We start from the raw sequence: 16,845 nt of genomic DNA on the forward strand, positions 1-16,845 counted from the left end.
AGAAACACCGGAGGGGTAGAACCCGCCCCGGTGCCATGCAGTATATTGTAATTTAAAGCGATTATTTTGGCAGGTCGCGGGAAAGTTCAGTCAGAGAACCTTTACGGTCACCTGGAACTTCGATGGATTCACAGGTGCCAGCTGGTACGAGTGTCCAAGCATTGCCCTGATAGTCTACAGTGGAAGTACCCGCACAAGTGGTGCCTGCGCCAGCTTTACAATCGTTCTCACCAGCAAGAGAAACGCCGTAACATTTTTCTTTGGAAGCAGCTTCAGCAACAGTAATGTTCGCACCAGCTACAGCAGCAGTAACAGCGGTTGCGAGTACAGCAGCGGACAACGTTTTTTTGGACATTTCAAAACTCCTCAATTGAAATTCGGCGATGTGTTCAACAGGTTTGGTTCGCCTCTGAAGACAGTTCTTGCAAAAAACTCGATCAATGGGAAATCAAACACATGTTATTTTCGCGCGATTAAACCAATAAAATGAGATCATCCTCCTCACGGGTTCGTGAATAGTTGAAATATTATTGCATCTAACTTGAGTTTTAGGTGCCAATGCGACAATCGGCCTAATAAAATTAAAAGAATAGAAATAAAGTCTTTCTGAAACACTCTTGCTCTACCCTCTGAAATCTGGCATGTTCGCGACGCGGAAAAGGACAGGAGTGCTGTCCTTATTATCCCGCATGCGTTGATGACAATCTGGAAGACACCTTCCAAGCGATCCGCCTAAGAGATCCACACAACGCTAAAGAGAAGAATGTAGGCGCGTTCCCAACGCCGCGACATTCTCCCCCAAATGTGTGCCTTGCGGACATATCGCAATGCACTCGCCAAAGGGGTAAGATAGATCGGAGGAAACTCCGAATGGGCGGCCCTACATATAAAGAGGCCGTGCTTCATTCGACAGATCCGGGGCAAGCCGTGCCGGGGCTTCGAACGAGCCGCGAGGAAGACATCCCCGCGACCCGAACGAGGAAGTGACCTTAACCGGTCACATTGAGATGAGCGAAAGTGAGGCCAAAAATGGCAGAAAAAGGAGGAAACACGATGCATATGAGTGGGGGGGAAACTATGAAAACCCGTGCTACCACCACTGGCACCGTTACGGAAAAACTCCGCACTGCTGCCACTGAGGGGCTTTACAATCCAGCCAAAGAGCACGACGCCTGTGGTGTCGGCTTTATAGCTAACCTCAAAGGCGCAAAATCTCACCATGTGGTACAAAGCGGCCTTCAGATCGTTGAAAACCTGACACACCGCGGCGCCGTGGGCGCTGACCCTCTGATGGGTGACGGTGCAGGTATGCTGACCCAGGTCCCACACGAGTTATTTAAAGAAGAATGCGCGAAGATCGGTTTCGAACTGCCAGAAGCAGGCGAATACGGCGTAGCATTCCTCTTTCTTCCACAAGATAAAAAGCTCCGCGAGCAGTGCGAAAGCATCGTTGCGGAATGTGTATCTGAAGAAGGACTTGAGATTCTAGGCTGGCGTGATGTTCCAGTCGACAATTCTTCTTTGTCCAAAGCACCGGATATTGCTGCTACTGAGCCAGTATCCCGTCAGTTGTTTGTAACTCTACCAGACAATACTGATGGTGATGTTCTGGAGCGTCGCCTCTTCATCCTGCGCAAAGTCATCTCCAACGTTGTGCGCGAGAAATGCGATGCAGTAGATAAAGGCTTCTACATCGTCTCCTTCTCCAGCCGCACCATCGTTTACAAAGGCATGTTCCTCGCTTACCAGCTTGGCGCCTACTACGATGACCTGCGTGATGAGCGCTATGTCTCTGCCCTGGCATTGGTCCACCAGCGCTTCTCAACCAACACCTTCCCATCCTGGGATCTGGCTCACCCATACCGCATGGTTGCGCACAACGGTGAAATCAACACCCTGCGCGGCAATGTGAACTGGATGGCAGCCCGTCAGGCATCTGTGTCTTCTCCGGCATTTGGCGATGACATCAACAAACTCTGGCCAATCTCCTACGAAGGCCAATCAGATACTGCATGTTTCGATAACGCATTGGAATTCCTCACCACTGGTGGCTACTCCCTTGCACATGCAGCAATGATGCTGATCCCCGAAGCGTGGGCCGGCAACCCATTGATGGACGAAAACCGTCGTTCTTTCTACCAGTACCATGCAGCTCTCATGGAGCCGTGGGATGGACCGGCAGCAGTTGCGTTCACGGACGGTCGCCAGATCGGCGCAACGCTTGACCGTAACGGCCTGCGCCCTGCCCGCTACATCGTGACAGACGATGACTTCGTCATCATGTCCTCCGAAGTAGGCGTTCTGGACATTCCGGAAGAGAAGATCGTTCAGAAATGGCGTCTGCAGCCAGGCAAGATGCTGCTCATCGACCTGGAAGAAGGCCGCATCATTTCCGACGAGGAAATCAAGCGTCAGCTTTCGACCGCACACCCATACAAAGACTGGCTGCACCGCACCCAGATGGTTCTGGAAGAGCTCCCACCTGTGCGTGAACGTGCACCGGTTGCTGGTGAAACTCTCCTCGACCGTCAGCAGGCATTTGGCTACACGCAGGAAGACATCAAGCTCCTCATGCAGCCAATGGCGACAGTTGGTCAGGAAGCGCTGGGCTCCATGGGCACCGACACCCCTGTGTCTGTTCTCTCGGACAAGTCCAAGCTGCTGTACACCTACTTCAAACAGAACTTCGCACAGGTGACCAACCCACCGATCGACCCGATCCGTGAAGAGCTGGTCATGAGCCTCGTGTCCTTTATCGGCCCACGCCCGAACCTGTTTGATCTGAAAGGCCTTTCAACCTCCAAGCGTCTGGAAGTGCGTCAGCCAATCCTCACCAACGCTGATCTGGAAAAGATCCGCGCGATTGGTGATATCGCTGACAACCAGTTCCAGACCAAGACCCTCGACATCACCTACTCCGCCGAAAAAGGCCCGGAAGGTATGGAAGAGGCTCTGGAGCGTCTGTGTGAACGCGCTGAGAAAGCAGTGCATGGTGGTTACAACATCATCATCCTGTCTGACCGCGTGATCTCACGTGCCCGCATCGCAATTCCGGCTCTTCTGGCAACAGCTGCAGTCCACAACTACCTGATCCGCAAAGGTCTTCGCACCTCCGTTGGTCTCGTGGTTGAAACCGGTGAAGCACGCGAAGTTCATCACTTCTGCGTTCTGGCTGGCTACGGTGCAGAGGCAATCAACCCATACCTCGCATTCGAAACAATCCGCTCCATGCACTCTGAGGGCTACTTCCCTGAGGAGGTGGATGAGCACGAAGTTGTTTCCCGCTACATCAAAGCCATCAACAAAGGCATGCTCAAAGTCATGTCCAAGATGGGCATCTCCACCTACCAGTCCTATTGTGGTGCGCAGATCTTTGATGCAGTTGGCCTGAACTCCCAGTTCATCGAAAAATACTTCTTCGGCACAGCAACCACCATCGAAGGCATCGGCCTGGGTGAAGTGGCTGCAGAAACTGTTGTTCGCCATCACGACGCATTTGAGGATATCCCAATCCTGCGCCGCTCTCTGGATGTTGGCGGTGAGTACGCTTACCGCTCCCGTGGTGAAAGCCACATGTGGACTCCAGACAGCATCGCAACTCTGCAGCATGCTGTTCGCAACAACCTGCCAGAAAAGTATCTGGAGTTTGCGAAGGAAGTGAACGAGACCTCCGGTCGCTTCACCATCCGTGGCATGTTCCGCGTGAAATCCGCGGAAGAGCTGGGCCGTCGTCCGATCAACATCGACGAAGTGGAATCCGCAGAAGACATCGTCAAGCGCTTCTCAACCGGCGCTATGTCCTTCGGTTCCATCTCTCGCGAAGCACATACGTCGCTTGCGATTGCCATGAACAAAATCGGCGGCAAGTCCAACACCGGTGAAGGTGGTGAAGAAGCAGAACGCTTCAACCCGCTGCCGGATGGATCTCCAAACCCGATGCGTTCCGCAATCAAGCAGGTTGCTTCTGGTCGCTTTGGTGTAACCACCGAATATCTGGTCAACTCCGATATGATCCAGATTAAAGTGGCACAGGGTGCAAAGCCGGGTGAAGGCGGACAGCTGCCAGGCCACAAAGTGGATGCAGTGATCGCGAAAACCCGTCACTCCACCCCGGGTGTTGGTCTGATTTCGCCGCCACCACACCACGACATCTACTCCATCGAAGATCTGGCACAGCTGATCTACGATCTGAAGAACGTGAACCCGGTTGCAGACATCTCCGTTAAGTTGGTGTCAGAAGTGGGCGTTGGTACAGTTGCAGCAGGTGTTGCCAAAGCACGTGCAGACCACATCACTGTCTCCGGCTTTGATGGCGGCACCGGTGCATCTCCACTCACCTCGCTGAAGCACGCTGGTTCTCCTTGGGAAATGGGCCTTGCTGAAACTCAGCAAACCCTCGTTCTCAACGGTCTGCGCTCCCGCGTTGCCCTGCAGGTAGACGGTGGTCTGCGTACAGGCCGTGACGTTCTCATCGGTGCTCTGCTGGGTGCTGACGAATACGGCTTCTCAACTGCACCGCTGATTGCAGCAGGTTGCTTGATGATGCGTAAGTGTCACCTGAACACCTGCCCGGTTGGCATCGCAACTCAGGATCCTGTCCTGCGCAAGCGCTTCAAAGGCACTCCTGAGCACGTCATCAACTACTTCTTCTACGTTGCAGAAGAACTGCGTGGCCTGCTGGCTGAACTCGGCGTCAAGAAGCTGGACGACATCATCGGTCGCTCTGACATGCTCGACAAAGAGTCCGCGATCAACCACTGGAAGTCTCAGGGTCTTGATTTCTCCAAGATCTTCTACCGCCCAGATGCAACTCCGGAAGAAAGCCGTTGGTCCATGCTGCAAGAGCATCCGATCAACGACATCCTCGACCGCGAGCTCATCAGAAATGCTGCACCAGCGCTTGAAAACAAAGAGAAGGTCTCCTTCCCTGCGCAAATCAAGTCTGTTGACCGCTCCGTTGGCGCAATGCTCTCTGGTGAGATCGCAAAACGCTACGGCGCAAAAGGCCTCAAGGACGACACCGTTCACATCGCCATGACCGGTACTGCAGGTCAGGCATTTGGCGCGTTCGTTGCCAAAGGTGTGACCATCGATCTGGAAGGCGACGCGAACGACTACGTCGGCAAGGGCCTCGCAGGCGGTCGTATCATCGTACGCCCACCGGCAAACACCCGCATCGTGCCGGAAAACTCCATCATCGTCGGCAACACCGTTCTTTACGGTGCAACCAGCGGTGAGGTGTACTTCCGCGGTGTCGCAGGTGAGCGCTTTGCAGTTCGTAACTCCGGTGCAACCGCGGTTGTCGAAGGTGTTGGCGATCACGGTTGTGAGTACATGACCGGCGGTGTTGTTGTTGTCATCGGTCAGACGGGCCGTAACTTCGCAGCAGGCATGTCCGGTGGTGTTGCCTACGTTCTGGATGAAGACGGATCCTTCAACTCTCGCTGTAACCTGGCGATGGTTGAAATCCAACCAGTGGAAGAAGAAGACGACCTGCTTGAAAAGCTGCACCACCATGGCGGCGACATCGAGCACAAAGGACGTGTGGACCTGTCAGCTGACATGACACGCCACGACGACGAACGTCTGCGTCTCATTCTTGAAAACCACGTGAAGTATACTGGGTCCACGAAGGCAGCAGACATTCTTGCCAACTGGGAAGAATGGCGTCCGAAATTTGTGAAAGTTATGCCGGTTGAATACCGTCGCGCGCTTCAGGAAATGAAAGCTGCGCGTATGGGCCTCGCGGCTGCGGAATAAGAGGGGAAGACATGGGTAAGGTAACTGGCTTTTTGGAGATCGACCGGCAGGAACAGAAGTACCAGCCGGCATCAGATCGCATTCGCCACTTCCGTGAATTCACGGTTCCGCTCTCACAAACAGACGTAGAGCGTCAGGCAGCGCGTTGTATGGATTGTGGCGTTCCTTTCTGTCACGGTCCAACCGGCTGTCCGGTCAACAACCAGATTCCGGACTGGAATGATCTGGTGTTTGCCGGCGACTGGGAAGAAGCATCTCGCAACCTGCATTCAACCAACAACTTCCCGGATTTCACTGGACGCATCTGTCCTGCGCCCTGTGAGGAAGCGTGTACGCTCAATCTGGAAGACATTCCGGTTGCGATCAAAACCGTTGAGCAGGCAATTGTAGACCGCGCCTTCAAAGAAGGCTGGATCAAGCCTGAACCAGCAACAACCAAGACCGGTAAAACCGTAGCCGTCATCGGCTCCGGCCCTGCTGGTCTGGCTGCTGCCCAGCAGCTGGCACGCGCAGGTCACACCGTGCACATCTATGAGCGTGAGCCACGGGCTGGCGGTCTGCTGCGCTACGGTATTCCTGACTTCAAGATGGAAAAGCACTACATCGACCGCCGCGTTGAGCAGCTGGAAGCCGAAGGCGTAACCTTCCACTACGGCTGTGAAATCGGCAAGGATGTAGAGTTCGAGGAAATCTACACCCGTCACGATGCAACACTGCTGTGCACTGGTGCTGAGCGTCCGCGTGATCCGGGCATTCCGGGCATGGACCTCAAAGGCGCCATGTACGCAATGCCGTTCCTCGTACAGCAGAATCGCCGTGTCGGCGGAGAAGACATCTCCGAGGAAGATCCATACTGGGCTGGCGGCAAACACGTTGTTGTTGTTGGCGGTGGCGACACCGCATCTGACTGTGTGGGCACCTCCTTCCGTCAGGGCGCTCTCTCTGTAACCCAGATGGACATCCGTCCAATGCCTCCGCTGAAGGAAGACAAGAACCAGTTCTGGCCTTACTGGCCAACCAAGTTCCGCACGTCTACCTCTCAGGCAGAAGGTGCAGAGCGTGAGTTCTCCGCAGCAACTCTGGCTGTGGTTGGCGATGAAGACGGCGTTGTAACCGGCGTTAAGTGTGCTCGTGTCGATGAAAAACGTGTTCCGATTGAAGGCACCGAGTTCATCCTGAAAGCAGACCTCGTTCTGGCAGCCATCGGCTTCTCCGGTCCAAACATGGAGACCTACATCAAGGAAGCTGGCGACGAGCTGGAGCTGGACCCACGCACCAACGTGAAGGCGAACACCGAGGACTACAAGACCTCCATCAAAAAGGTCTTCGCAGCTGGTGACGTTCGCAAAGGTCAGTCCCTCGTGGTCTGGGCCATTCGCGAAGGCCGTCAGGCAGCGAAATCAATCGATGAGTTCCTGACAGGGTCTTCCAACCTGCCACGCTAAACACGGCGTGTAATCAAACAACAAAGCCCCGGAAAGCCCCGCTTCCCGGGGCTTTTTGATAGCAGCACGTTTGTACACCAGGACTTGCCTTTACAAGCACCAACAGCACCACATGGCATCCCATGCAGTGGTGAAGCAGTTTTCCCGAAAGTCGGGAAGAGCAAGGCGGCAGGCAACACCTGCGCTACTTATTAGATATGAGTCTTCGGCATTGACTACGCGCCTTGCCCGGGCATTTTGGTATGGCCAACATCGCCTCTTATCCTGAAAGACACGATAGCCGGTTTCCCGGAAAGACAGCGGCTTTGCTCAGATAAGTTTCCGTATCCAAACAGGTCCGCTACCCCTGACATGTGCTGCTCTGACCAGCAAATGCCACTGCGTGATGCCCTTCAGGCTTGGGCCCTTCCTCTCAGGCCATGCAGTCACGCCTGAAAATCGGTGCCACCGGACCTTTGCAAGATGCGTTACCCCTTGCAAAAGCCCCACCCAGCCCACGACACACCGACGGACGGCCCGCCAGCAGCCCGTCACGTGGGCATGCAATGAGTATGAGGGCACTTTCAAGCAAGGGGGATAAGTTTCTCAGGCTGGCGCAAGGTTTAAGCAACAAGATTTCAATTAAAATTCCAACGCATTCAGCTGCGCCTTAGCAGCCTACTCCTGAATAAACAAGCTTATGACATATGAATGAAGAGCAGATTATCGAAGACTATCTTTCAAAGAACACTCTGCCGACTGTCTTTATTGAACATAGCTTGCATAGGAATGCGTCGTCTCTCACTTTTTTGGGCGGGTGGCCTGTTGCGACACCAGAGTTGGAATGGCCCGGAGATACCGGTGAAGACGGAAAATATGCTCATAGCTTTTTAGGACAGATCAACCTTAGTGATCTCCCCACGCTACCCTATGAATTTAGCAGGAATGGTATCCTTTACTTCTTTGTTCACCCTGATGGACTAGAGGATGAATCTGAGGTTTGGTATCTTTATGAGTTAGAACAAGCGATCAAATCAGGCGATAAAGACAAGATCAAAGAAGCACAAACCAGCCTAGACCAAAAACCTCGCACGGTTTGCGTCGTGCATGGTCCAGTACCAACCGAGCCTATTGAGGTGCACCCCTGTAAGTCCAGCCTAACGCCGAGCCAAGACAGTTTCCTTTTTGATAATGAATTAGTGAAACGAAGCCAAAGCTTTGAAGATGGGGCTTACCGAAAGGTCCCAGTGGAGCTTGTAAAAGGCGATAGTTTTATTGACCCAGATTTTCCAATTCCAGAGGGATTACCGGATTCAATATTTGATGCTGTCTCTGAATGTAGCAGTGAGGCAAGGCGTAGGGCATACACACTGCACTTTGGTAAAGAAGTTGCTCAGGTTGCATTTTCTAATTCAGCGGAGCAAATCCCTCTAACCAGTATACTCACGGGTTTACCTGACTGGTCCCTAGTCCACCCAATTTCTGACCAGCCCATCTTTGGGGGAGATTACCATAAACTCGACACAAATGTTGCCCTCCATTGGCCGCAGACTTGGCAGATGGTAACAGAGTTTAATCACGAGCTATTGGAGTACTATCAACGTAGTATCAACCTGAGGCGACACGACTATTGGGAAAGCAAAACACCTACACAACTGACAGCGCGCGCAAAGGAAATTGAAAAGCACTTTCTTGCTCAGGTAGTGACCCTCGCTGAGATGGCGGCTGAACACCAACCAATGGAGTTGGTGAACGAAAGCGACAGACAATCCATTCGACTACTCGTTTCAGAGACCTACAGGGAAATACATCTGGAATGGCATGTACTAATGAAGCAAAATTCGGATAAGGCCGCCCGCACGCAAATAGGTGAAGCTAAAGCTCGTCTATTCAAAGCGTTGCGTTCCTTTAAAGAAAAAAGAGAATGGGACTTTTCTGCGAACGTATATACGCGGTTTGATATGGCCAAGCGCGAGCAACTTGATTATGAAACCGCAAATACCACGCGGCAAAGTATTCTATTGTCTATACAACATGCTCTTAAGAAACTCGTGTCACTTCAGCACCCGACGGTAAATGCCTACCTGTATCAGCAATCCCAACAGGGTCTACCAAGCCGCGCTCCTCACATCAGGGCTTTACCCAGCGTCTCAAGCAATCCACACCAAATGTTTGGCTATGGGCTCGATGTACAAGGTGCTGTAGAGCGCCGTAACACTGCGAACTATCTAATGTTGCTCCAGTTGGAGGATGACAAAGAGATGGGTTTGGGCTGTCTGGGTGGTAGCTTGCAAATCTGGATGAGACCTGAAGATGTCAAGGCAGGTCGCTGGGATTTGGCGGAATGGAACTATGACTGCACTTAGCAATCCGAGGCTACAGATCCATCTAGGCTATTGATAAGTGAGATGCCGTACGTCAGCCGCAAACCTGGATCACCCAGCAAAATCGCTTATGTGTTAAGATCACAACGAAAAGACTCTATGGGCCATTGCTTAGCAGTTTAGCAAAGTTGACCTCAACTACTGCTTGAATGTCCGCAAATGGCCCAACGCGTGCTCGTTTGCCTCAGAAACCGCACTCTAGTTTCTTCCGCTAAGTCCTTTTTCAGCACGACACTCTCTCACTCCCCCACATCTCCCAAAAGCTGCTCAAAGAGCTTTAAGCAGCCTTCACGTTTTCAAGGAAGCTGGCGACTTCGGAGCGTAGGTTTTCGGAGAGAAGGCCGAGCTTGCCGGCGGCCTGATGCAGGTCGTTCGAGGCATCTTTGGTGCCCTGAAACTCGCTGTCCAGATCCTGCATGTTTGAGGCGACCTGAGAAACATTCTGGTGCGCGCTGTTCAGGTTGCGGGAGATATCATCCGTTGCCTGCCTCTGCTCACTCACCGCTTCATTGATGCCAGTCGAGAGGGAGTTGATCCGCTCAATGGTTTCTCCAATGGAGCGAATAGCCGTCACCGCCTGTTCAGCCACCTTCTGTACCGACTCAACCTGAGTTGAAATCTCTTCGGTTGCTCTCGAAGTCTGTCCCGCAAGGTTCTTCACCTCACTCGCCACAACGGCAAAGCCACGGCCAGCCTCCCCTGCCCGCGCCGCTTCAATAGTCGCGTTGAGAGCCAGAAGGTTGGTCTGATTGGCAATCTGATCAATCAACTCAATCACTTCACCAATCGCTTTACCGCTCTCCGCAAGGCGCCCCACAATCTCGTTGGTCTTGTGCGCGTGCTCCGCGGCATCCTGCGCAAACTGAGCAGCCTGAGTGGTGTTGTCACCAATCATACCGGAGGAGTGCGAAACACCTTCGGCAGCTTCCACCAGTTCTTCAACAGAGGTCTGCGTGGTCTGCGCCACATCGCTGGACGAAGCCATGGCGCTATGAGCCCCCTGAACACTCGCATCCAGCTCTCTGGAGCGCGTCTCAACAGCCTGGCTGATCTCCAGTAGATCATGCACCACATGGCCGACGGAGGCTTCAAACTCCCGCGCAACACTAGCCAAAGCTTCTTTGCGCGCATCCGCAAGTTCCTGCTCCTGCTGCATCTTCGCAGCAGCATCGGCTTCAGCTTTCTTTTTCAACGCAACCCGGAACTGAGCAATAGAGCGTGCAATCGCGCCGATTTCATCACCCCGTTCTGTGCCTTTGATCTCAGTATCCAAAGCGCCATCTGCCAACGCATCCAGCCCGCCTTGCAGCGCAGCCATATTCGTTCGCATCCCCCGCGCAATCACAACCGCAACAACAAAGAACAGCGCACCAACAGGCGCACAGACCATCACGATGAACATCAGATTGTCGACAAGCAGCGTTTCCAGCGCACTCTGCCCATGATCAGACATAAGCTGAGATCTCAACGTCTCGTCCCCCAACGCAGACGTCAGCGCATTATAAATCGTAACGAAGGAAAATAGCGTGCCGAGCGACATGATTGTCATGGCCATAAACACGACCAGCACAAACTTCGCCACCATCGACAACTTAAAAACATGCGGTTGGGTAACCATCAAAAGCCCCACTTCACCCATAAGTTGAATGTGAGTAATGTTACCCATGTATGTAAACAGAACACTACCAGCAGGGTGTGAATTGCATGTATTTTCAAAAAAACAGCGATAAAATTTAATTTTTTGCAGTTCTTCTTGAGTGACTGCTAATATTCACCGCTTACACGCTAAAAAATACTTCAGATATTAAAATCCGGTCCAGCGCGTATCATCAGCCCGTCCGGAAACTTCTGGCAAAGCTTCACCAGATACAGTCAGCTTAAACAGATCACTCCCTGCCGCTGCTTTCCCGCCCTTGTCATCCGGCCCGATCAGCTTGGTTTCAGGGGAGGTCAAACGACCCGTCAGGACAATAAAGTTAGGATCATCTTTGACCCCTTCAAAAATAAAGGCCGTCGCACTACCAAAAATACGGGCAATCTCACGCTCAACAAAGTAGGCCACTTTCCGGTATCCAGCCCACGTGAAGTACACACCGTCTTTCGAGCGCAAACGCCTGCTCTTACCAGTCACATCCGGACCATGCGTGGTGTACTCTCCATTGTCGTCCTGAAAAGCTGCCCAGATATCAACGAAGATACCACCTGCCGGCTCCACTTGCTCTTTGAACAAGTCATTCAGATAGCTGAAGTTCGCACTCGTCAGGTATTCCTCAGCAGGCGCAAGGCCAACCCAGATCAGCGGCAACTGCTCATTGCGAATAGCAGCCACCAGAGACGCGGTCCGGAAGCGATATTCCTTCTTCCACTCCTCCCCCTGAAACTGCAGTTCCTCAGCATAGGTCGCAGGCTGACCATCAATCACCCCTTGCTCGACAACGCTGATATTCCGATTGTCCCGTGCACCAAGGGCAACAACCACGAGGCCAACATCCTCATTCTTCAGCGAAGCAGTCACATCTTCCGGCCAGTCTGGCTTTTTAACCGCCACCAGCCCGGTTTGAGGGTAAACTAGCTTTTTCACTTTGATGGAGGGTGTCTCGGCGTAAACCGCTTTCAGACCGTCCGCCAGCCCCATCGCCAGATCGTCACCGACAACCAGCAGGACCTTTGCGTCCTTGCTTTTCTCTTTCTCGACGATCTTCGGAGCGTTTACAACAGCAACACCCCCACTACGATTTTTACGGGTGCTGCTTCTGCGGCGCTTCTTCTTGGAGGGATTCGCCTGCTCAATCCGCTTGTTGCTGCCACCAAACAACCAGCCGAAAAACGACTTGTTGCCCTTCTTAGGCGCATTTGCACTGTTGCTGCGCACCTGAGCTGCAACGTCTACAGGCACAACAGAAACGCTGACAAAGCAAAGGCTTACCAGCGCTACAAACACAAGTGACAAAAAGGATCGTTGCATATCCGCGAGTCTCCAGCAGGAACCAACCACCACCATTGGCTTCCTGCAATTAGGAAACCCGATTATGTTCTACCTTGCAACCTATTAAGAAGCTTTATTGAATCGTGACCATCTGGAACAAGTCCTGACGCTTTTTGATAAGCCTGAATTGCCTGACGGGTCCTCTGGCCAATCTTGCCATCAACGGCACCCGGCTTATAACCCATTTCACTCAAACGCTTCTGTAGTGCTTTCTTCTCACTGAATGTCAGGGGACGATCTCCACGCGGCCAGTCCGCAACAAAACCGGAAAGCCCAAGCAAACGATCAGAAAGATGCCCAACACCAAGCGCATAGGCATTGGAGTTGTTGTAGCGTTTGATCACGTAAAAATTCTTGAGCAGCAGAAACGCCGGACCATTTGCCCCGGCAGGCGTATAAAGCCGTGCCATGTCTCCGCCACGAGGGAAGTCCGACCCGCTTGCCCGCTTCACACCCAGCTTGCTCCAGCTGGCAAGCGACTGCTGCTTGCGCTGATTGCTCAGGCGGTAATTGAAGTTCTTCGGCAGAGTGACTTCATAGCCCCAGGTCTGACCGGACTGCCAACCCATCTTGTTGAGATAAGCCGCTGTCGACGCCAACGCATCCGGAATGCTGTTCCAGATATCGCGTTTGCCATCACCTGTAATATCAACTGCATAGGCTTGGTAGGTAGTCGGAATAAACTGCGTATGTCCCATCGCACCAGCCCAGGAACCCTGCATCTGCTGCGGAGAAACATCGCCGTTCTGCAAAATCTTCAGCGCAGCGACCAACTGCTTGCGTGCATACTTTCCACGGCGCCCACCATTATAAGCCAGTGTCGCCAACGCCCGCGGTGTGGATCGCACAATCGCTTTGTTGTCGAGAATACGCCCGTAGGAGCTCTCCATGCCCCAGATCGCCAGCACCACATGGCGGTTCACGCCATACTTGCTCTCGATCTTATCAAGCCAGCCAGCCCACTCATCAACCATGCGGCGGCCATGCATCACACGATCCTGCGAGACTGCGCTATCCAGATACTGCCAGATTGCACGGGTAAACTCAGGCTGGTTCTCAGCACTCTTCTTGATCCGCGGATCAGGGGTCATGCCCTTAAACACACGATCATAGAGCTGAGGGCTCACGCCCTGCGCAACCGCAGTCCGCTTGAAGCCTGCAATCCATTTTTGAAAATCACTCCCTTGAGCAAAGCCGTAGGAGCTACTGAAAAGTAGAAACCCAGCGCACAGGACAGCTGGCAAAGAAGAAAATCGCATGAAGCTTTCTCCAGTCACCCGATTGGGAGTTTATTGAGCGCATGCCGCGCAGTCTTTTTGCTTAGCCCTCGGAGGCAATACTGCCATGACTGTCAACCATGGTAAAAAAAAGGCCGTTTTTAATCAAAACCCCTTTTTAAGCTTGTCAATTCTTACTAGATGCGTCCGCTGAAAATTAACGTACTCTAAATAACGCATTAAATCAGCGTCTTATCCGAAGGCCCGCTTCTATGAGGCTGCTGGTGTAATTGCTACCAGCAGTGGAACTCTCAAACGCACGGAATGTATAGCGGGAAAGCAGCGCCGCATCCTTGGAGAACGCCCACACCAAACCGAATGACCCGGTTCCTTCCTGCTCAACAATATTCACCCCTTGATACGTTCTGTAGGTGTAGCTAAGCTGAACATCTCCAACCAGATCTTGCGTGAACTGATGCGCATACCGCACATCCCCCGCATAAAGGATGGAACCCGATGCCCCACTGATGTTCGTGCCAGCAAAACTGGTCGCGCCACTGACAGTGACGGTATCACGGCGTGTCGGGGACCACACAAAGGCTCCATCAAAAATGAAGCCCTGCAGTGCATCCAGACGATCATCATCCAGATACTCGGCCCGATACCCAACACCAAACTCGCCACGCAGCTTCGGCCCGCGGTCAATGCTCATACCAACCTTGGCAAAGTATCCGCGCGAAGTTCTGTCAAAACAGGATGGATCACCGCTGCAATCTTCATCGTACTTCCGAACCAGAAAGCCACCTTCCAGATACGGTTCAAACGTCGCGCCATTATCAAACGAGGTGCGCAGGGTTGCATCAAACACCGTGTTATCGCGCGGCTGTGAGCTGCTCATCTGCCCGCCATAAACCGTCCGATCGACGCCAATGCCTCCGCGCAACTGCACAACGGAAACCTGCCTGCTCAACGAGAACCGCCCGCCAATCTCCTGAACAGAGTTGGTCCGTCCGGTTGTCGCTTCGTTTTCAGCAGAAGACCGCTCTTCGCGAGAGAAGGAATAAACACCCTCAACATCAGCGACTGTCAGATCCCCCAGATCCAGCCGAACATTGCCTCGTCCGGTGACGACAGGCTGGTTGTTGTCAGGTTCATTAAAAAAAGCCCGCAGGCTTCCACGCAGTTCCAAACCAAGCTCATGGCGCTCCCAGTCAGAAACCACACCAACGGCTGCATCAACCTCGTAGAACCCGTCAGGCGTACCGCCATTTGCCTGCTCGGCATTATCGGTCCAACCCAAACCAGCATCAAAGGAAGGCGTTAAGCGCAAAGAACCCAGTTGGATGCCAACAGGTCGATCCTGAACGGTTTCTCCATCAAAGACCCCTTCATCATCAATCCCGCCCCCGCCAACAGGACGTGACAAACGCGAAACAGCTTCCACTCTTTCAGAAAACTTGGGGGCCCGACTGCTCCGGCTTATTCCGGTCAGCTGCTGCCCAACGGTCGGGACAGGTGGACGAGCATTTGGCCGCTGGAGCCCTTCTTCAACTTCCTGCTCAAACGGCTGAGCATCGGCTTCAGAGGGAAGCTCAAAACCAGAACTCGGATCATCTTCAAAGGACAGGCTTTCGCGGAACTCAAAATTGCTGGTTTGAGCAGCAGCATCTTGGAGAGAAAAAGCGCCCAGCATCAAAACACAGGTCAGACAAGACCTGGCTCGAAGAGCTCTCAAAACCTTAGGGCGCAACCGCATAAAATATTCCAGCAATCCACCTTCAAATGAAGGAAATTCAACCAGCCCCACACTCGCCGAACATGGTTAACGTTTCCTTGCTACGGGACGCTCTACCCTTGATTGTTTTCTCAATTTAAATTTGCTAGAGGGTAAACCAAGTCTTGCCCCAGAGTGTTCACAATGCACTCTTATCTAGTGCAGGAATCTTGCTGCAAAAGCGTCATAGTGCTCATCAGAGCCAAGCTAAGAAGTAATGCCCAATGCATATGCCATCTTTTCTAACGCATGAAGACCGTCCTCTGCGCCCGGCAGAGGAGTGGATCCAGTCTGCTACACGGACGATCGAAACTGAAGTTGCAGCGCTTGACGCGCTTCAGGCGAGCCTGGCGAACGGTTTGGCAGAACCTTTCACCAAAGCGGTAGAAACCATCGCTCATTCCAAAGGCCGCGTTATTGTTTCCGGCATCGGCAAGAGCGGCATCATTGGCACCAAGCTGGCAGCAACACTCGCATCCACCGGCACGCCAGCCTTCTTCGTACACGCAAGCGAAGCTAGCCACGGTGATCTGGGCATGATCACAGAAGATGATGTTGTGATTGCATTATCCTGGTCTGGCGAGACTCAAGAGCTTGCAAGCCTTTTGGGCTTCACGCGCCGCTTTAAGGTGCCGCTGATTGCACTGACACGCAACGCATCCAGCGCACTGGGATCTTCCTCTGACATCTGCCTGACCCTTCCACAAGTTCCAGAAGCCTGCCCCCACGGTCTGGCACCAACATCCAGCACCTTGATTCAGCTGGCACTGGGCGACGCATTGGCAATTGCTCTTCTGGAAGCAAAAGGCTTCACGGCTCAGGACTTCAAGGTTTATCATCCGGGCGGCAAACTTGGTGCGAGCTTGATGCATGTAAAAGACATCATGCATACTGGCGATCATTTGCCTGTGGCTCAGTCGGGCATGCTCATGAAAGAAGCTCTCGTCCTGATGACGCAAAAGGGCTTTGGTGTTCTCGGGGTTACAGATACTGCTGGCAAGCTGATCGGCATCATCACTGATGGTGATTTGCGCCGCCACATCAGCCCGGACTTCCTTGAGAAGGCCGTCGAAGAGGTGATGACCCATAATCCGAAGACCATCGAAGAAACGCTGTTGGCACCATCCGCTCTTGAGATGATGAACTCTCTAAAAATCAGCTCGCTGTTCATCGTCGAAGATGGCAAGCCGGTTGGAATCATCCGTACCCTAGATCTTCTGAAGATCGGCGCGGCCTAAACGCTGGCACAAATAAAACAGACAAATGCCCGGGATGACCTCATCTACGGGCATTTTTGAAT

Annotated in this window: 9 protein-coding genes; 4 read left to right on the top strand and 5 right to left on the bottom strand. The window is 52.9% G+C overall.

Annotated features, from left to right (window positions below):
• Positions 1-61: 61 nt before the first annotated feature.
• Entirely contained in the window at positions 62-355 is a 294-nt protein-coding gene (locus tag AC3CB2_RS21200; protein WP_008551278.1) for a BufA1 family periplasmic bufferin-type metallophore, read from the bottom strand.
• A 722-nt stretch (positions 356-1,077) separates the two neighbouring features.
• On the opposite strand from AC3CB2_RS21200, the gene gltB reads away from it, so the two are divergent.
• The 3 genes from gltB (at position 1,078) to AC3CB2_RS21215 (ending at position 9,550) form a co-directional block, all read left to right on the top strand.
• A complete protein-coding gene (gltB, locus tag AC3CB2_RS21205; protein ID WP_352936223.1) occupies positions 1,078-5,760 on the top strand; it encodes a glutamate synthase large subunit in 4,683 nt (1,560 codons plus the stop codon).
• An 11-nt stretch (positions 5,761-5,771) separates the two neighbouring features.
• The gene (locus AC3CB2_RS21210) at positions 5,772-7,205 is read left to right on the top strand and encodes a glutamate synthase subunit beta (RefSeq protein WP_008551603.1); all 1,434 of its coding nucleotides are present in this window, start codon (positions 5,772-5,774) and stop codon (positions 7,203-7,205) included.
• A gap of 686 nt (positions 7,206-7,891) precedes the next feature.
• Positions 7,892-9,550 (top strand): DUF1963 domain-containing protein, encoded by a 1,659-nt coding sequence (locus tag AC3CB2_RS21215; protein ID WP_352936225.1) that lies wholly within the window; start codon positions 7,892-7,894, stop codon positions 9,548-9,550.
• 295 nt (positions 9,551-9,845) lie between these two features.
• On the opposite strand, the gene AC3CB2_RS21220 is transcribed toward AC3CB2_RS21215, so the two are convergent.
• From AC3CB2_RS21220 to AC3CB2_RS21235, 4 genes are all read right to left on the bottom strand, one after another.
• Positions 9,846-11,186 carry a methyl-accepting chemotaxis protein gene (locus tag AC3CB2_RS21220; protein WP_352936227.1) on the bottom strand — a complete coding sequence of 447 codons (1,341 nt, stop codon included), beginning with the start codon at positions 11,184-11,186 and terminating at the stop codon, positions 9,846-9,848.
• A gap of 186 nt (positions 11,187-11,372) precedes the next feature.
• Positions 11,373-12,533, bottom strand: coding sequence for an SGNH/GDSL hydrolase family protein (locus tag AC3CB2_RS21225; protein WP_352936229.1), 1,161 nt, complete (start codon positions 12,531-12,533; stop codon positions 11,373-11,375).
• A 62-nt stretch (positions 12,534-12,595) separates the two neighbouring features.
• Positions 12,596-13,813 (bottom strand): lytic murein transglycosylase, encoded by a 1,218-nt coding sequence (locus tag AC3CB2_RS21230; protein WP_352936231.1) that lies wholly within the window; start codon positions 13,811-13,813, stop codon positions 12,596-12,598.
• A 202-nt stretch (positions 13,814-14,015) separates the two neighbouring features.
• The gene (locus AC3CB2_RS21235) at positions 14,016-15,464 is read right to left on the bottom strand and encodes an outer membrane beta-barrel protein (protein WP_352936233.1); all 1,449 of its coding nucleotides are present in this window, start codon (positions 15,462-15,464) and stop codon (positions 14,016-14,018) included.
• A 305-nt stretch (positions 15,465-15,769) separates the two neighbouring features.
• Between AC3CB2_RS21235 and AC3CB2_RS21240 the strand changes: the two genes are divergently transcribed.
• The gene (locus AC3CB2_RS21240; protein ID WP_352936235.1) at positions 15,770-16,783 is read left to right on the top strand and encodes a KpsF/GutQ family sugar-phosphate isomerase; all 1,014 of its coding nucleotides are present in this window, start codon (positions 15,770-15,772) and stop codon (positions 16,781-16,783) included.
• Positions 16,784-16,845 lie beyond the last annotated feature (62 nt).

This window comes from Pseudovibrio sp. SCP20 (genome assembly GCF_057774105.1).

Bases quoted from the DNA above. Each gene is read 5' to 3' on its own strand.
- AC3CB2_RS21200 (WP_008551278.1), bottom strand. From the start codon at position 355: ATGTCCAAAAAAACGTTGTCCGCTGCTGTACTCGCAACCGCTGTTACT.
- gltB (WP_352936223.1), top strand. From the start codon at position 1,078: ATGAAAACCCGTGCTACCACCACTGGCACCGTTACGGAAAAACTCCGC.
- AC3CB2_RS21210 (WP_008551603.1), top strand. From the start codon at position 5,772: ATGGGTAAGGTAACTGGCTTTTTGGAGATCGACCGGCAGGAACAGAAG.
- AC3CB2_RS21215 (WP_352936225.1), top strand. From the start codon at position 7,892: ATGAATGAAGAGCAGATTATCGAAGACTATCTTTCAAAGAACACTCTG.
- AC3CB2_RS21220 (WP_352936227.1), bottom strand. From the start codon at position 11,186: ATGGTTACCCAACCGCATGTTTTTAAGTTGTCGATGGTGGCGAAGTTT.
- AC3CB2_RS21225 (WP_352936229.1), bottom strand. From the start codon at position 12,533: ATGCAACGATCCTTTTTGTCACTTGTGTTTGTAGCGCTGGTAAGCCTT.
- AC3CB2_RS21230 (WP_352936231.1), bottom strand. From the start codon at position 13,813: ATGCGATTTTCTTCTTTGCCAGCTGTCCTGTGCGCTGGGTTTCTACTT.
- AC3CB2_RS21235 (WP_352936233.1), bottom strand. From the start codon at position 15,464: ATGCTGGGCGCTTTTTCTCTCCAAGATGCTGCTGCTCAAACCAGCAAT.
- AC3CB2_RS21240 (WP_352936235.1), top strand. From the start codon at position 15,770: ATGCATATGCCATCTTTTCTAACGCATGAAGACCGTCCTCTGCGCCCG.